Genomic DNA, 15085 nt, shown 5'->3' on the forward strand with positions numbered 1-15085 from the left:
CGGTATGCATAATCCACTTACCCCGCATTTTTCACTGCCTCTGCCGCATCCGGACAATTTGCTGCAACAAGATGTAGTGCGGCTGGCTAATGCCCTGACGGCAGTAGACACGCAGTTATTTCAGCAACAACACATTCAACAGCAACAGTATCTTGCGGTGCAGGAGAAGCTGCGTCGCAGTCGCCTGAACCAGCTATTAGGTGAACCCCTGCTTGTGCTGTAGTGCAGGCCCCTTCATTTACTTTCAAAATCATTCAACGAGGAATTTATGGCAAGTATACAAACTGCCGTGCAGGTCATGGTCGACAAACTGGTCGCCGACATGCAAGGCGAACAACCGCTTAGTGCCGAAGAGCAGGCGCTGGTCAGTAATGCAATCACCAAACTGGCCGATAACGAAAAACTGGAACAGGCTGTTGTGGCCGTGGCAGAATCGCATATTGATGAGGCCACCACAGCACTGCAACAGGTTGCTCAGGTCAGCCAGACCAGCCTGCAACAGGCAGCACAGACACTCAATGACAATGGCACCGCGCTTGAAGGCAAAGCGGCTAAACTGGATCAGCTGGATGCAATGGCGCCGAGCCTGGCTCGGGTTGAAGCATTGCAGGGACGGGCTTTTACCAATCAAATACGACCCTTGTTTGGGATTAATTCGATAGAAACAAATCACACTTCAGCCAACTATGCGCGTACCACTTCGGTATTTGCAGTCTATGACCACAGTGGCGAAACGTTTCTAGTCAGACCATGCTTCACTTATAACAACAGCTATGAGCAAAGCCGGCTGGAGTACTTAAAGCTATTCGCTGATGGAAGTGGCAGAAGCATTACACATAGCAGCTTTGTACACGCAAATTCGTTTGCACAAAACCCGACTAGTACGACTTATCTTTATGGTGCCAGCGCTTATTTACCACTGGGCAGTAAAGACAATCCGGCGGATATTGAGTATGACATTGTCTATAGTACTCAGGACTCTCAGGCTACTGGAGTGGTAAACTATGGGGGGGTCTACGTTCGTTCGCAAGGCTTTACGTCAATGAGTAAGCCTAAAAAAAACCTGAATGCGACGGACCAATATGGTGTTCCTTCCATCACCAGTCATAGCTACGCTGATGTAGCAGTATTGTACGACAATCAGAAGCATTGCCTGCTTATGGTCGACGAAAACACGTCTTTACTGATTGAAAAATATCGTGATGGAAACGTTATCACTACGACAGCTATTGCGAACGAGTCAGAACTACAGGCATATGTGGACAACGGTGATTTTACTACGGTTAAAATGATACATCATTACCTGAATTACCCTTATGGTATCAGACGCTTAACAGGCCAGGAAGCACAGCTGAGTCAACCTTGGGATTATTATGGGTATTTCGGTGTATTTAACAATACAGTGAAAATGGGAGGGAGTCGCTACTGCGCGCATTATCGCTTTACACCTGAACTAAAATTAGAACCCGTAAACTATTTCTTTATGAATAGCTCTCGGGCGGCTACAACTTCAGGGAATGCAACTGGCACCGGAGAGGCTACCGTGGCACTTGAGAGTATGTCAGGTGAGTTATTGGGTATGTACTCTTATCGCTCAGAACCAGATACGGCGGGGTATCATGGTGGCATAATGGCTAATGCCATTATGTGTATCAATCCATATAGTCACACTGGGGTGATTAATGAGCACTTCACCCACAATTATCACGGCCTCGGCCGTACCTGTCGCGCATTTTAAGGAGAGAACATGAGTTGCGAATATTTTGCCGATAAAGGCATGAAAATCGAGGGAAACTACTGGCTGGTGCATCCACAGACCGGCGAAGCCTGGAATGATGAGTCTGCAGCCGCCTTTATTGCTGGTTACGTGCCGCCGCACCTGAGTGAAGATGCCATTGCTTCACGTAAGGCTATGTTGATCGATGAGATTAAACGTGCTGTGTATGATTGCCTGGAGGCGCAGGTGTGGCGTGTCACCAAAGCGCATGAGCGAGTGCTGCTCGCGCAGCTGGGTGGCTCAGAGGTTGAAAGAACAGAGGCAAATGCGGCCTATAAGGCAGAATTGGAAAAGCGTGAAGCGCTGCGTCAGAGAAGTAATGAGGCGGAGTTACAGGTGGCAGATCTGGCATCCATCGACGCGCTGGACGAATTTTCCTTCAAAGCTGAGTTGTAATACCAGGCTATTTGCATAAAAAGGTAGGAAAAAGTCCAATCCGGTCAGAATTGACCGGTTTTCTTCCCTTTAAATCAGTAAGATACACCTAAGCTTGAGAAAGTTAAGTCAAGAGATACAGTAAGCTGTCAGAGAACAGCAAGATTCCGCAAGTTAAAAACCACCGGCTCAGAATGATGAGCGGTGGTTTTTTTATGTCTGAATCCGGAGGGTTTACTGTGTCGAGTTTAAACCGGTCAAAGTTGACCGTTTTTACTCCCTTAAAATCAGTAAGATACACCTAAGCTTGAGAAAGCTAAGTCAAGAGATACAGTAAGCTGTCAGAGAACAGCAAGATTCCGCAAGTTAAAAACCACCGGCTCAGAATGATGAGCGGTGGTTTTTTTATGTCTGAATCCGGAGGGTTTACTGTGTCGAGTTTAAACCGGTCAAAGTTGACCGTTTTTACTCCCTTAAAATCAGTAAGATACACCTAAGCTTGAGAAAGCTAACGAAAGAACAAATCGTACTTCCCGTGATAAACCCGATGCGGTACTGCCTTATGCAGTGCCAAGTCGGGTTTTTTATAACTTAATTTTGTAAGACAGAGGATGAGATGAGCCAATTTGCGACACCAGACCTGTCCCGGGTGCCTTTACCTGAGCTGCTACAGGATGTGGATTTCGAACAAGAGTTTAAGGAAATCAAACAGCGTTTTTTAACCGCTCATCCTCACTATGCCGATGCGTTGGCGCTTGAAAGTGACCCGTTGACTGCCTTGTTGCAAACGCTGGCTTATCAGCAAGTCTTGCACACTCAACAGGCAAATGATGCGGTTCGGGGCGTGATGCTGGCAACGGCCACTGGTGCAGACCTGGATGCCATCGCCTCGCGTTATAACCTGTTGCGAGGCGACGCAGAGGAAGATAGCCGGTTTCGTCAGCGTATTCAACTGGCCTTTGATGGCTTGAATACCGCAGGTAGTGCCTCGGCTTATACCTTTCATGCTTTGTCACTTGATACGCGCATTCGCGATGTCACCGTGTCCAGTCCGGCACCCTGTGACATTGCCCTGACCATTCTCGGTACTGAAGGAGATGGCACGCCGTCTCAGGCATTGCTTGAAAAAGTAGGTAAACACTTTGCTGCCCAGGGATGGGAGCACCAAGGGGGGTCACAAGTGAGACCCCTGGGCGATAGGGTCACCGTTCGTGCCGCTGAAATTGTGCCTTTTACCGTTAAGGCGGAGCTGGTGGTGTTACCAGGGCCGTCTGCTAACGCAATCCGTCAGGCTGCCGAGGTCGCATTACAAGATTATCTGGTGAGCCGTCAGGCGCTTGGGAAAAAAGTGACCCGGGCCGGATTGTTTGCCGCGCTGCATCGCGAGGGCGTCGATGAGGTTCATTTGCTGTCTCCTGCAAGCAATGTATCCGTCACGGATGTGCAGTCGGCTTGGTGTGAACACGCACAAGTGACTGTGGCGGTGAAAGATGAATGAGTTATTACCAGGTAGCGCATCAGCACTAAGCCGGGCTCTTGCCCGACAGATGAAAAAACCAGGCAAAGTAAGATTATTACTGTTTGATACACTGGATATCAGTAGCAGGACCCAGGCTGAGCGGCAGCGACTTGCAACGCAGTGGCAGCTCGATGCGATGACCAACAGTGCTTTTTTTGGTGCAGATATTAATCAGCTGCTCACTGTGGTTTGGGACAGCACCCTTTGCCCGGTGACTAAGCTCACTGAACTTGCCCAGGCACTTAACATCCCCAATCTGGATGATGCTCCGGATGAACAGGCGCTGCGTCGCAGTGTGCAGGATGCTTGTATTTTACAGGATATCCGTTTGCTGCTGCGTGCATTATGGGATCCGATGCTCTGCCCCACGCCGTTATTGCCCTGGCTGGCTTGGTCTATGTCTGTGGATGAGTGGGACGAAGCCTGGTCAGAAGCACTTAAGCGCCAGGTGATCCGCGATGCGTTTACAGTTCACCAATATAAAGGCACGCCCTATGCGCTGCAAAAAGCACTCGACAGTTTAAACATTGCTACTGAGATCAGGGAATGGTGGCAGTCCGAAGGAGCGGACATCCCCTCAGAAGAGGCCATGCCGCCCGGTACGATTAAAGTGTGGGCATTAGTGAATCAGAATTTGGACGACTATCAGCAAGGACTGCTGACACCCCAGATGTTGAAAAAAGTCCGCCGGGTGATTAACGCGGTCAAGCGCGGTGCCATCCATGTCGATTTACAGCTGGGCATTTCACTGAGCGAGTCTGTAGCACCTTTTGGGACTGTGCAAGCACCGCTCAATCTGATTGTTCATGAAGCGGCGGGCCTGGGTATCACGCCAGATCCGACACAGGGCTCGGTGGCAACCTCAGCGGCAGGACACATGCTTAATTGCCAGCACTGGCGTTTACAAGGCGAAGGCCTTACGCCAGACCGAACTGAGTGCGGGATCACATCTTGTGCTCTGCTTCATTCATTGAACCGCGCTGATATTGTGGCTGGAAGTTTGGGTATTACACCTGAACTGGTGGCTGGTGAGTTGGCGCTGTTGTCAGGGATTCAAGCTCTGAATATTCAATCTTTTCATTTACAAGGAGTGACTTAATGTCAGCATTAACCTTGCAATTTACTCAGGCGGGGCTGGATGCCCTATTGTCTGCACGCGCCAGAGGTTTTAAAGGGCAGATAAGCCATATGGCCTTTGGGGACGCAAGCTATACCCCGTCGAAAAATCAAACTACGCTGCGCTCTCAAAAAGAGCTGGTGGAAATTGCCGATTCGGACTACACCGACGGTGAAAGCAGCAGCCTGAAAGTGGCCGCCAAATTCGAGGCGCCCCTGGAGTACGCAATTGGTGAAATTGGCGTATTTCTGGATTCCGGCGAAAAGCTGGCAAACGGTCAGCCTAAACTGATTTTACTGGGTGTGTATTCTAAACCTAACACCACGCTGGGGTATCGCACGCCGGACGTTAAAGTGTTGCAGTGGCTAACTTTGAGTCTGACACAGCTGCCCTCAGACAGTGTTGAGGTCAAACTCGGTGTCGATAACCTCAACCTGATCCTCGATAACGAGCTGGCCGAATTAACTTTGGCCCAGATCGATACCATGCATCGCCAGATTGAACAAGAATGGCGCCTGACGGCCCTGGAACATGCCTGATGAAAGTGACTTACAAAGTTCAAAGGAGACTATATGACAACTGAAACTAAACCAATCTCGCAGCAGCTAACAGAGGTCGCAGGGCGTGCTAACGCATTGTGTCAGACTGTGGCCGATAAAGCAGGTGAGATCACAACGACACTGAATGCGAAGTTAGCGCAAGTTGATGCGCGCATTACAAACGCTGAAGCGTCGCTCAATACTGAAATGGCTCAGGCTCAGGCTGAGTTTAATAGCTGGAAAAGTGGCCATACTGAACTGGTTAATGGCTTAGAAGTTCATAAGCAAGGCAAAATAAAGCGTTACTTCTTTGCGACTAATCTCGGTAATGGTGGGTATACCGCAGACAGAGATGGGCCAGATGCTGAATTTCCGCATTGCGCCGCGCCACAGGAACCTTATTACATCAACTTACTTGAATTTGATGCACAAAATGGCGGTGGTTTCGGCGCAGGCGGGGACTACTTTAAATGCGAAGTTATTATGACCCACCGGGGGATGTTTGCAACGAGTTACACTGAACACTTGGTATTTACCGGCACGTCATTTTCGGATTGTGTTTCTGCCGTGATGGAAGCAAAAAGTATTGTTCACAATAACCATCTCAGCCTGTTTATTTCAGAGCCGGACAACCCGGCGAAAGAAATTCCTTTGGGTCCGGACCTGAAAGGGTCTTCAGTCCCTGTGAATTTCAGGGCAATTGGTCAGGGGGGTGACTCGGGAATCGCGAGGTTAACCCTTAAAATTGACCCGAGATACCACTGCGGCGCATCCCGAGCTATTGGCGTCAGTACTGAGTATACGTCGGAGCGTGGTCGCCCAAGTGCAGAGCGCATCAGTCATAACCAACCAACATGGGAGCGATAAACATGGACAGAATAGAAAACGAAGCTCAGATGCCAGTTCAGCAACTTGCAGAGGAGAGTCAGTGGCACTCAATCAGAGCAATGCGCGATGCCTATCTGCGTTCAACAGACTGGCTGGTACTTAAATATCAGGAAACGAAAGGTGCGGTACCTGATGAGCTGAAGCACTATCGTCAGGCATTGAGGGATTTACCGCAAGCATTTGACTCGCCAAACGACGTCGTCTGGCCGGTCAAGCCTGAGCTGTAATACCATCCGACTTCGGGCACGTCGCCCGCCCTGACTCACTGATCGTCTTCGAGTCTTTTTAATCTAAGAGCAAGTCTATGCAAAGAACTACCTTAATCACCCAGGTGCTTGAGCGTCTGACGACGTCCCTGGCGGCTGTGGCTCAGGTAAATTATTTAATCCCGAGCCAGGTTGCCCCGGACCTGACCCAGCAAGCCCAACTGACATTAACGCCTATACTGGAACGACAGGCCAGCGAGCTGCAAAGTAAAGGCACCGAAATCGGTGTCAGCTATGGACCGGCATACAACAAAAACCTCAGCCCAAACCCGCTGGACAGGCGGGTGCTGAGTGTGCAGCTTGATATTGAGTTGATGGATGGCGATAAAGCCAGGCTGCTGGAGCGGCTGGATGAGGTACTCAGTAGAGGCGAAGCCGCAATGATGGCGGACGACGTGCCCACCCATTGGCAACACTTTATTGCCGATAAAACGACCTTTGCCTTTAGTCAGCAAAGTGAGGGCGTGAAAGCTCAGTTACAGTTGAACTGGTCATTTTACTATCAGGTTGAGCAGAGCGAATCGCCAGGCGTGTCAATTACCGACGTGTATTTGGGGCAACACGGTCATGAGCATAAATTGGTCTACAGCACCCAAACGCCCGCAGGGGAGATATTATGATTCCGGACCCTGCTCAATCAGAATTAGCCTTATCTGACTTACAGCATCGTTTAAGTAAGCTGATCACGCTTGGTACAGTACATGAAGTTGACTACGAGGCAGCTCGTGTGAAGGTCAAAATCGGTGACTGGATCACAGCTAAGCTGCCCTGGCTGACCGATATGGCGGCACACAACATGACCTGGCGTGCCCCCGAGGTCGGCGAGCAGGTTATCGTCCTTGCGCCTTGTGGTGACACCGCTCAGGGCGTGATTTTGGGCAGTGTATATAGTGCGGCCGCAGATCATCATAAGCCAGACCATGTATTAGGTGCGGGTGAAGGGGAAAGCTATGCAGCGGCAAGCAGTCGTGAACATGTGCACCGCACCCGCTATCAGGACGGCGCGCTGGTTGAATATGACACTCAAAATCACACTTATCATCTCTATGTGCCGGATACTGATGGTGAAGAAACCGCAAAAATAACGGTACACAGTGAAAGAGACCTTCGTATTGAGTGTGGCTTCAATGCCACGGTAGAAGTGGGCAACAACGCCTCAATCAATGTCGTTAATGATGCCAACCTCACAGTGGGCAATGACGCTTCTGTCAGTGCAGTAAAAAACATTCATGTAACGGCAGAAGAAACACTGAATTTAGCGGGCAAGCAGGTCAATATCAGCTCATCGGAGCAGGATATTGCCATCGCGGCGACGGGCAATCTGTTGCTCAATGGTGCAATGATCAAAGCGCAGGAGTAACCATGCCAGCCATTTCATTAAATAAAGCCCAAACCAATTTGCACGATGATTACAACCCGGCCACGGTGGCTGCAGCACAAAATACCTTTAAGGTCGGTGGAGAAGCGGTGTTGTGTGTTGGTGACGTATTGTCCGTGCACTTACACAGCAAAGACAGCAAGCTGCCGCCTCATGCGGGGCAGACGGTAACAAAAGGGGCGCCGGGCTTTACCATTGGGCGCAAAGCAGTTGCCCGAGTGGGTGATGTCAGCAGTTGTAACGCAAAGATTGAAGATGGGTTTGCGCAATTCATTGTGGGCAACAAAGGAGGTGCCGCATGATAGGGATGAATGCCCAGACGGGCAAGCCACTCAGTGGCGTTGAACATTTAAAGCAAAGTATTCAAGACATAGTAACGACGCCCAAGGGAAGCCGGGTGATGCGTCGTGATTATGGCTGCGGCTTATTTGAATTAATTGACCGACCATTTTCACATTCTCTGGTAGGCGACATTACGATTGCTATATCCAACGCACTTGAGCAATGGGAGCCCAGGTTCTCACTTGAAGGGGTGGCGGTGCACCCGGTCGGAGACGGCAAATTATCAATCGCTATTGAAGGGTTATACCTCATCAATGGTGAACCGGTAACCATCGAAGGGATCCAAATCTAACTTCTGTTTTTTTAATTTATTTCAACTTAAGCCACAGTACTGTGGGGCCAATTCATTGCCTCACGTCTGTGGCTTTTTTATTAGCTAATTGACATACCTTTAAAGGAGATATCTATGTCTGAATTTCTACACGGTGTAGAAGTCATCGAGGCGCAATCTGGTACGCGCCCTATTAAAACTGTAAAAAGCTCGGTAATTGGTGTTATCGGTACTGCACCTGATGCTGATACAGACGCATTTCCTGCCAATACACCGGTATTGATTGCGGGTAAGCGCAGTGAGGCTGAAAAGCTCGGAACCCAGGGTACGCTGCCTGACGCACTGAACGGGATTTTTGACCAGGCGGGTGCCGCTGTGGTTGTGATCCGTGTTGAAGGTGCAGATGAAGCTGCTGTGATGGCTGCGATGACAGACAGTTCAACGGATGATGGCAAATACAAAGGGGTGTTTGCATTCCTGGGTGCTGAGTCTGTACTGGGCGTTGCACCACGAATTCTGGTTGCACCGGGTTATACGCATCAGCGCGATGGTGGTGCGAACCCTGTTGTTAGCAAATTGGTGGGTGTGGCAGAGCGACTGCGTGCAGTGATCATCGCTGACGGTCCGAATACCACAGATGCCAAAGCCATTGAGTATCGAGGTGATCAGAGCTCACGTCGTGTCTTCCTGGTCGACCCGCATGTCCGCGTATTCAAAGACGGTGTTGAAAAAGTTGAGCCAGCCAGTGCCCGAGTTGCGGGTATGATTGCCAAGTCGGATAACGACCGTGGCTTCTGGTGGAGCCCGAGCAACACGGCAATGAATGGCATTGTAGGCACTGCTCGTCCAGTGGACTTCCAGCTGGGTGACCGACAAGCTCGCGCAAATCATCTGAATGAAAACCATGTTGCGACGATTATTCGTCAGAATGGTTTCAAATTGTGGGGTAACCGCACTTGTTCTGGTGACCCGAAATGGACTTTCCTGTCAGTCGTACGTACTGCGGATATGATCAACGATTCACTGCTGCGTGCACACATGTGGGCGGTTGACCGCAACATCACCAAAACTTACATCGAAGACGTAAAACAAAGTGTGCAGTCTTATCTGGACAGTCTGAAGGCGCAAGGTGCGATTTTGGGCGGTGAGATTTGGGCAGACGAAGAGCTGAATTCGCCGGAAAACCTCCAGGCTGGCAAGGTTTACTTCAGTTTTGACTTTACGCCGCCAACACCGGCTGAGCACATCACCTTCAAGAGCATTCTGACAAACAACTACCTAGAGGAAATCGTATAATGGCAATGTCTCCTAAAATCCTTAAAAAATTCAAACTGTTCGTTGATGGCAAAGGCTACCTGGGCATTGCGGACGAAATTCAGCTGCCAAAAGTCACAGTCAAAACCCGTGAAGTCACATCAGGCTTTCAGGCGCCTATTGAGCTGGACGTAGGTCAGCTTGAGAAACTGGAAGGCAACATTACGTTACTTGAATACAACGCTGACATGATGAAGCTGCTGGGCGACTGGAGTGGCGCAACCACACCTTTGACAGCGCGTGGTGCGATTCAGGCGCAAGGTCAGCCGCCACAGCCTGTGGTTGTGACTCTGGAAGGCTTCTTCAAAGAAGTGGACATGGGTAACTGGAAAGACGGCGAAGAAGCTAAGTTGACGCTGCAATACACCGTGCAGAAGTACAAGCTGGAGATCAATAACGAAGTGATCTACGAAATTGATTTGTACAACGATGTACGCAAAATCAATGGCACAGATCAGATGGCGTTGTTACGCGCAGCGATTGGCGCTTAATTCGCGTTCTTGCCTAGATGTTAGCGGGTACACCTTGCCAGTTTAGCGACCGGTAAGGGGCACCCGCCTATGCGCTGAGTAAATAATAATAGGAGCAAAAGCATGAAAGAAATCATTACCCTGGCATTTCCAATTACGGTTGATGGGCATGAGTATGCCGAACTGACAATGAGACGACCAAAAGTACGTGACCGGTTAATGGTGGATAAGGCAGATATCAGCGAATCGGAAAGTGAAATTCGTTACTTCTCCAATTTGTGCGAAGTCTCGCCGGATATCATCGAAGAGCTTGACTGGAGCGACTTTGTGAAGCTCAGAGAAACCTTACAGGCTTTTCTCGTATCCCGCCCAGGCGCTTAAGAGCCATGGTTATCGCCTTAGCCAAGTATACCGGCTGGGGCCTGGCCGAGCTCAACGCATTGACCGAAGATGAATTAATCGACTGGTTCAATGCTGCGGTTGACTATAAAGAGGCAACCGCTGTGTCCTGATCCGTTGCGGGTCAACATTTGCAGGCATGCGCCTTTGCGCATGTTTGGCACTCAATATTCGGGCATTGCTCAGTGGCTTTTTTAAGGCTGCTGAGCAATGCCACACAACATCTCCCTTCACTCCCTGGTATCACCTCTTAACTCTTTCAGGTAAATCTATGAAACAAGGAACTGTCGAACATCTTCGTGCTCCTGGCGGAGCCAAAAATAAAGTTAAACATCGCCTGGCGCAGAGCAATGGCGTGGACCAGCGACTGGCGAAACTGGGTCGGACGCTGCACGCTTTGCAAGTACAAAGTGATGCCAGTGCAGCCTCTGTGGGACAATTACTGGCGCAGCTTCAGGCGCTGGCATTACTCGCGCCTCAAAGCAGCGATTTGCAAAAACGCCTGCAATCTGCGCTGGCACAACAGGGGTCGTCGGGTCAGCCTGCGCCAGCCGAAGGAACGGTTAACCTGAGTGTTGACAACCCGGCTTCTGCTGAGGTGTCAGACGCTTTGCTGGCGTCTATAGATAACCTTGGCGCTGTGATTGCTCGCCTTACAACTCAGAATGAGTATGTACCTCAGCCTGGCGGAGTAAGCCAGATTTCAACAGTTACGGCACCTGGCTTTGTTGCGGCGAGTGCGTCTGAACAAAGTCAGGATCCGGTTGAATTGGGTGGCTCGCATAGCGCAGGTGGTGAGGTTGCTGCCCCTGAGCAGGCATCGGATGTGTCCAGTGTGACTGCACTGTCTCAGGCAGTGAACGCTGATTTGAGCCGTCTGAGCAGTTTGATGCCCCAGGTGAGCCGCTCTTTAGACCTGAGTCCGACAGTCGCCGCGTTTCAGTCCGCATTACCTGCACTTCAAAGTCAGGATCTTAAAGCGTTGCTTGAAGGCGACCTGGATGGTCTGAAGACAGCATTGCCAGCGCTGATTGAGGCAGTGGATTTGCCTCAGCTGCAGCAGGCCTTGGCAGCAGAATTGCCTGCATTGGCACAGTTAGATTTGTCAGGTGTGCTGCGCGGTGACGTACAAGCGTTAGCATCGCAGGTCCCTCAGATGCTTAGTGCGTTGGGTCTGGACGGCCTGTCGGCCGGTGTCGCACAAGCGTTACCGGCACTTCAGCAACTGGATATGCCAGCGCTGGCTTCGGGAGAGCTGGACTCACTGATCCAGGCTGCTCCACAGCTATTTCAGGCACTGAACATGCCTGGCGCTTCTATGGCGATGGAAAAAGCCCTGCCTGTGCTTAGTAAACTCAATGCGCCTGCAATCATTGAAGGCGATCTCAGCAGTTTACTGGATGCCGCGCCAGAGGTACTGCGCGCGTTTGAGCTGGAAGGGGCCGCAGACAAATTGCAGGCAGCTATTCCAAGCCTGACACAACTTGACCTCAAAGGCATTGCTCAGGGCGATGTTTCCAGTCTGATGAAGGTTGCTCCCCAGTTACTAAACGCGCTGGAGCTGGGTGACGCTGGCACAGCTATGGCCGCGGCGCTGCCAGCTTTGCAAAAGTTTGATGTTGATGGGTTGCTTAGTGGTGATCTGACTTCACTGGCCGAAGCCGGACCTGAGTTGCTAAATGCGCTGGGCATGGAAGATGCTGCGGCTGTGTTACAACAACATGCTGGCATAGTGCAAAAACTGGATATTCAGGGAGTCATGCGTGGCGATCTGGCTTCACTGGGTGAGGTTGCTCCGGCTGTGTTTGAAGCACTGGACATGCCAGGGGCGTCGGCTGCGATGCAAAAGGCCATGCCGGTGCTTAACAAACTCAATGCGTCGGCGATTATGGAAGGCGACCTGAGCAGTTTGCTGGACGCTGCGCCTGAGGTATTACGCGCCTTTGAGTTGGATGATGCCGCAGACAAGTTGCAAACTGCAATTCCAGGTTTGGCTCAGCTTGATTTAAAAAGCATTGTGCAGGGCGATGTCTCCAGCTTGATGAATGCCGCGCCGGATCTGCTCAAAGCACTGGACTTGGGAGATGCCGGCGCCTTACTTGAGTCGGCTTTACCAGCACTACAAAAATTCGATGTGGACGGGCTTTTGAGCGGCGATTTGTCGTCTCTGACCGAAGCCGGCCCTCAGCTGCTGAGTGCTTTTGGTATGGATGATGCGGCTTCATTGCTGCAACAGCATGCCGGGGTGTTCCAGAAACTGGATGTGAAAGGCGTGCTGGATGGCGACCTGTCTTCGCTGGTCTTGGCAGCACCGGATCTGCTGAATGCGTTTGGTATGGACGGCGCAGCATCTTTGTTGGCGCAACATCAAGGAGCGCTCAGCAAGCTGGACTTTAAAGGACTGATGAGCGGCGATTTATCCTCTTTGGGTGATGCCGCATCTGAGTTTTTAAGTGGCTCGGGTTTATTTGGCGATAACGATGGCGACGCAGAGGGGGCCAGTGTCTTTGATGAACTCGACGGGCATTTAGAGGATGAGCCTGAAGAAGAGAAAAAACAGCCACGTAAGCGCAAAAACAAGGGCAAGTCAAAGGGCAAACCTGGTGGTAAGCGAGGGCGTAACAAAGGGCAACGCAAGGGCCAGACAGACTCCGAACCGGAGAAAAATGCAGCCAGTCAGCATAAACGCAAGCCCGCAGCACAGGGCAACGCTATTCGCTCGCTCGATGCTGGCAGGCAGCTCCCTAACGCGACATCTAAATCGATACCGGTTCAGGCTGCGGCAAATGACGCAAAGGCCGGCAAACTGGGGCAGTTCGCAGGGAAAAAAGGCGGATTATTCAGTCGTCTGCCCGGGGCCAAAATGCTCGGTAAACTGGCTGCCCCTTTGAGTGCGGTGATGGGCGCCGTGGACGTTGCAACTACGTTGTCGGATGACAGCCTGAGTGCAGAGCAAAAAACGCAACAGGTTGGCAGTGCAGTAGGGGGGGCCGGTGGTGCCTGGGCTGGCGCAGCCGCTGGGGCTGCGATTGGCTCCGTGATCCCAGGTATTGGCACTGCCATAGGTGGCCTGGTCGGCGGCGCATTGGGTGCGATGGGCGGTGAGTCTGTTGGTGGCTGGCTGGGCGAAAAGCTGGGAGGCTGGTTTGCTGATGATGAACCTGTCAAACCCCAGACAACACCAGAAATCAACAGCACTGTTGGGACACCCCATCTTGCAGCGCAGGAGGCTGGCAAGTCCGGCACTGTGTCTCCAGGTGGCGATGGAAGTAGTTTGCTGAATGTTGCCGAAGGCTTTATCAAAAACCAGTTTATCAATCCGTTTAATCTAGCCGCGGGCACGGCGTCTGCGTTTGCTGAACTCAGCGGGAATAACAAAAGCCGTGCGCATACAGTGGCCAGAGTTGGCAACTTTGTCGGCGATGCGCTGAACTATCACACCGTCTGGCAGGCTGCCAATGATGATACTTTGAGTGGCTCGCAAAAAGCACAGGTGATTGGCGGCACGCTCGGAGGTATGTTTTCCGCGAAAGCGGTGAGTGGTTTGATGGAGAAAAGCCGTAATCCCTGGTTGAAGATGGCTGCGCCACTGGCTGGGTTTATCACTAATGCGGTAGTCGGCACGCAAATCGGTAGTTGGTTTAGCGAAGAGAACGCGGATGAGTCCGGTGAAGGGGCAGCAGATAAGGCTAATCTGGTAAACACGCCAGAGGCTCTGTCAGGTTCACAAGGTCCTGCAACACCGCACACAACGCCTGGGTCTGAAAATGGTGTCAAAGCTCACCAGGCGGCGCAGGTAACGGTCAACGCCAATATCACAGTCAACGCACGCGGTGGTGAGCAGGCTCAGGACATCGCTATTCAGGTTAAGCAGATCCTTGAACAGCAACAACAACAGGCCATTCGGGACTTGAATGCGCGTTATTTTAATCAGGTGGCTTGAGCCCACATTTCATAATTCAGGTGAACAATGAGCAATACCAATCATGCCAGACACATGATGCAGCTGGGCAACTATAAGTTTTCAGTCAGTACAGCGGCATTCAATAAATTGAAATACGACACGCAATATCGCTGGAAATCACTTGATGCTCCAACTAATAAAAACAGCCCCTTGATGCAGTTTATTGGGGTTGGCGAGCAAACGCTGGATCTGGAAGGCACCATCTTTCCGCAAATTGTCGAAAACGGGCTAAAACAGCTTGATTACATGCGTGAAGAGGCGGCCAAAGGGCAGCCTCTGACTCTGGGTTATGTAGAAGAGAGTGGCAAGACCAACCCCAGTGTTGGTCGCGTACTGGGCAAATGGGTGATCAGTAGTATCAGTGAGACTCGAACCTTGTTCTTTAACGATGGTATTCCCAGAGAGATCCAGTTTTCAATGCGATTAAGTCGTTATCAGGCAGCATTGAAGGAACCCGAATAAGGAG

General features: G+C 51.0%; 18 protein-coding genes. All 18 read left to right on the forward strand.

The genetic code is table 11. The features are described from left to right. The first annotated feature begins 4 nt into the window (after positions 1–4). Positions 5–223, forward strand: coding sequence for a hypothetical protein (locus CWC22_RS05715; RefSeq protein ID WP_138539423.1), 219 nt, complete (start codon positions 5–7; stop codon positions 221–223). Between the two features lie 45 nt (positions 224–268). After that, on the forward strand, positions 269–1738 hold the full coding sequence (locus tag CWC22_RS05720) for a hypothetical protein (RefSeq protein WP_138539422.1): 1470 nt from the start codon (positions 269–271) through the stop codon (positions 1736–1738). A 9-nt stretch (positions 1739–1747) separates the two neighbouring features. Then, positions 1748–2173, forward strand: coding sequence for a hypothetical protein (locus CWC22_RS05725; RefSeq protein WP_138539421.1), 426 nt, complete (start codon positions 1748–1750; stop codon positions 2171–2173). A gap of 595 nt (positions 2174–2768) precedes the next feature. Then, positions 2769–3650, forward strand: coding sequence for a baseplate assembly protein (locus CWC22_RS05730; protein WP_138539420.1), 882 nt, complete (start codon positions 2769–2771; stop codon positions 3648–3650). Further along, positions 3643–4770, forward strand: a complete 1128-nt coding sequence (locus CWC22_RS05735; protein WP_138539419.1) for a phage tail protein I — start codon at positions 3643–3645, stop codon at positions 4768–4770. Before CWC22_RS05730 ends, CWC22_RS05735 begins: the two co-directional genes overlap by 8 nt. After that, the gene (locus CWC22_RS05740; RefSeq protein ID WP_138539418.1) at positions 4770–5327 is read left to right on the forward strand and encodes a phage tail protein; all 558 of its coding nucleotides are present in this window, start codon (positions 4770–4772) and stop codon (positions 5325–5327) included. The genes CWC22_RS05735 and CWC22_RS05740 overlap by 1 nt, the downstream gene beginning before the upstream one ends. A 33-nt stretch (positions 5328–5360) precedes the next feature. Further along, on the forward strand, positions 5361–6194 hold the full coding sequence (locus CWC22_RS05745; protein WP_138539417.1) for a hypothetical protein: 834 nt from the start codon (positions 5361–5363) through the stop codon (positions 6192–6194). 2 nt (positions 6195–6196) lie between these two features. After that, the gene (locus tag CWC22_RS05750) at positions 6197–6442 is read left to right on the forward strand and encodes a phage tail assembly chaperone (protein ID WP_138539416.1); all 246 of its coding nucleotides are present in this window, start codon (positions 6197–6199) and stop codon (positions 6440–6442) included. Positions 6443–6519: 77 nt separating this feature from the next. After that, positions 6520–7101: a hypothetical protein gene (locus CWC22_RS05755; RefSeq protein ID WP_138539415.1), complete on the forward strand. Its 582-nt coding sequence runs from the start codon at positions 6520–6522 to the stop codon at positions 7099–7101. Next, the gene (locus CWC22_RS05760) at positions 7098–7841 is read left to right on the forward strand and encodes a phage baseplate assembly protein V (RefSeq protein WP_138539414.1); all 744 of its coding nucleotides are present in this window, start codon (positions 7098–7100) and stop codon (positions 7839–7841) included. The genes CWC22_RS05755 and CWC22_RS05760 overlap by 4 nt, the downstream gene beginning before the upstream one ends. Before the next feature lie 2 nt (positions 7842–7843). Further along, positions 7844–8161, forward strand: a complete 318-nt coding sequence (locus tag CWC22_RS05765; protein WP_125562313.1) for a PAAR domain-containing protein — start codon at positions 7844–7846, stop codon at positions 8159–8161. After that, entirely contained in the window at positions 8158–8493 is a 336-nt protein-coding gene (locus CWC22_RS05770) for a GPW/gp25 family protein (protein ID WP_125562314.1), read from the forward strand. Before CWC22_RS05765 ends, CWC22_RS05770 begins: the two co-directional genes overlap by 4 nt. 114 nt (positions 8494–8607) lie before the next feature. After that, on the forward strand, positions 8608–9768 hold the full coding sequence (locus tag CWC22_RS05775; RefSeq protein ID WP_125562316.1) for a phage tail sheath C-terminal domain-containing protein: 1161 nt from the start codon (positions 8608–8610) through the stop codon (positions 9766–9768). Next, positions 9768–10277: a phage major tail tube protein gene (locus CWC22_RS05780; RefSeq protein ID WP_010385144.1), complete on the forward strand. Its 510-nt coding sequence runs from the start codon at positions 9768–9770 to the stop codon at positions 10275–10277. Before CWC22_RS05775 ends, CWC22_RS05780 begins: the two co-directional genes overlap by 1 nt. Before the next feature lie 102 nt (positions 10278–10379). Then, a complete protein-coding gene (locus tag CWC22_RS05785; protein WP_010385143.1) occupies positions 10380–10637 on the forward strand; it encodes a phage tail assembly protein in 258 nt (85 codons plus the stop codon). Between the two features lie 5 nt (positions 10638–10642). Continuing rightward, positions 10643–10768, forward strand: coding sequence for a hypothetical protein (locus CWC22_RS24535; RefSeq protein WP_268253660.1), 126 nt, complete (start codon positions 10643–10645; stop codon positions 10766–10768). 158 nt (positions 10769–10926) lie between these two features. Then, positions 10927–14598 (forward strand): hypothetical protein, encoded by a 3672-nt coding sequence (locus tag CWC22_RS05790; RefSeq protein WP_138539413.1) that lies wholly within the window; start codon positions 10927–10929, stop codon positions 14596–14598. 27 nt (positions 14599–14625) lie between these two features. Next, entirely contained in the window at positions 14626–15081 is a 456-nt protein-coding gene (locus CWC22_RS05795; protein WP_125562320.1) for a phage tail protein, read from the forward strand. Positions 15082–15085 lie beyond the last annotated feature (4 nt).

The organism is Pseudoalteromonas rubra (assembly GCF_005886805.2).
In the GTDB taxonomy this organism is placed as follows: Bacteria; Pseudomonadota; Gammaproteobacteria; order Enterobacterales; family Alteromonadaceae; genus Pseudoalteromonas; species Pseudoalteromonas rubra_D.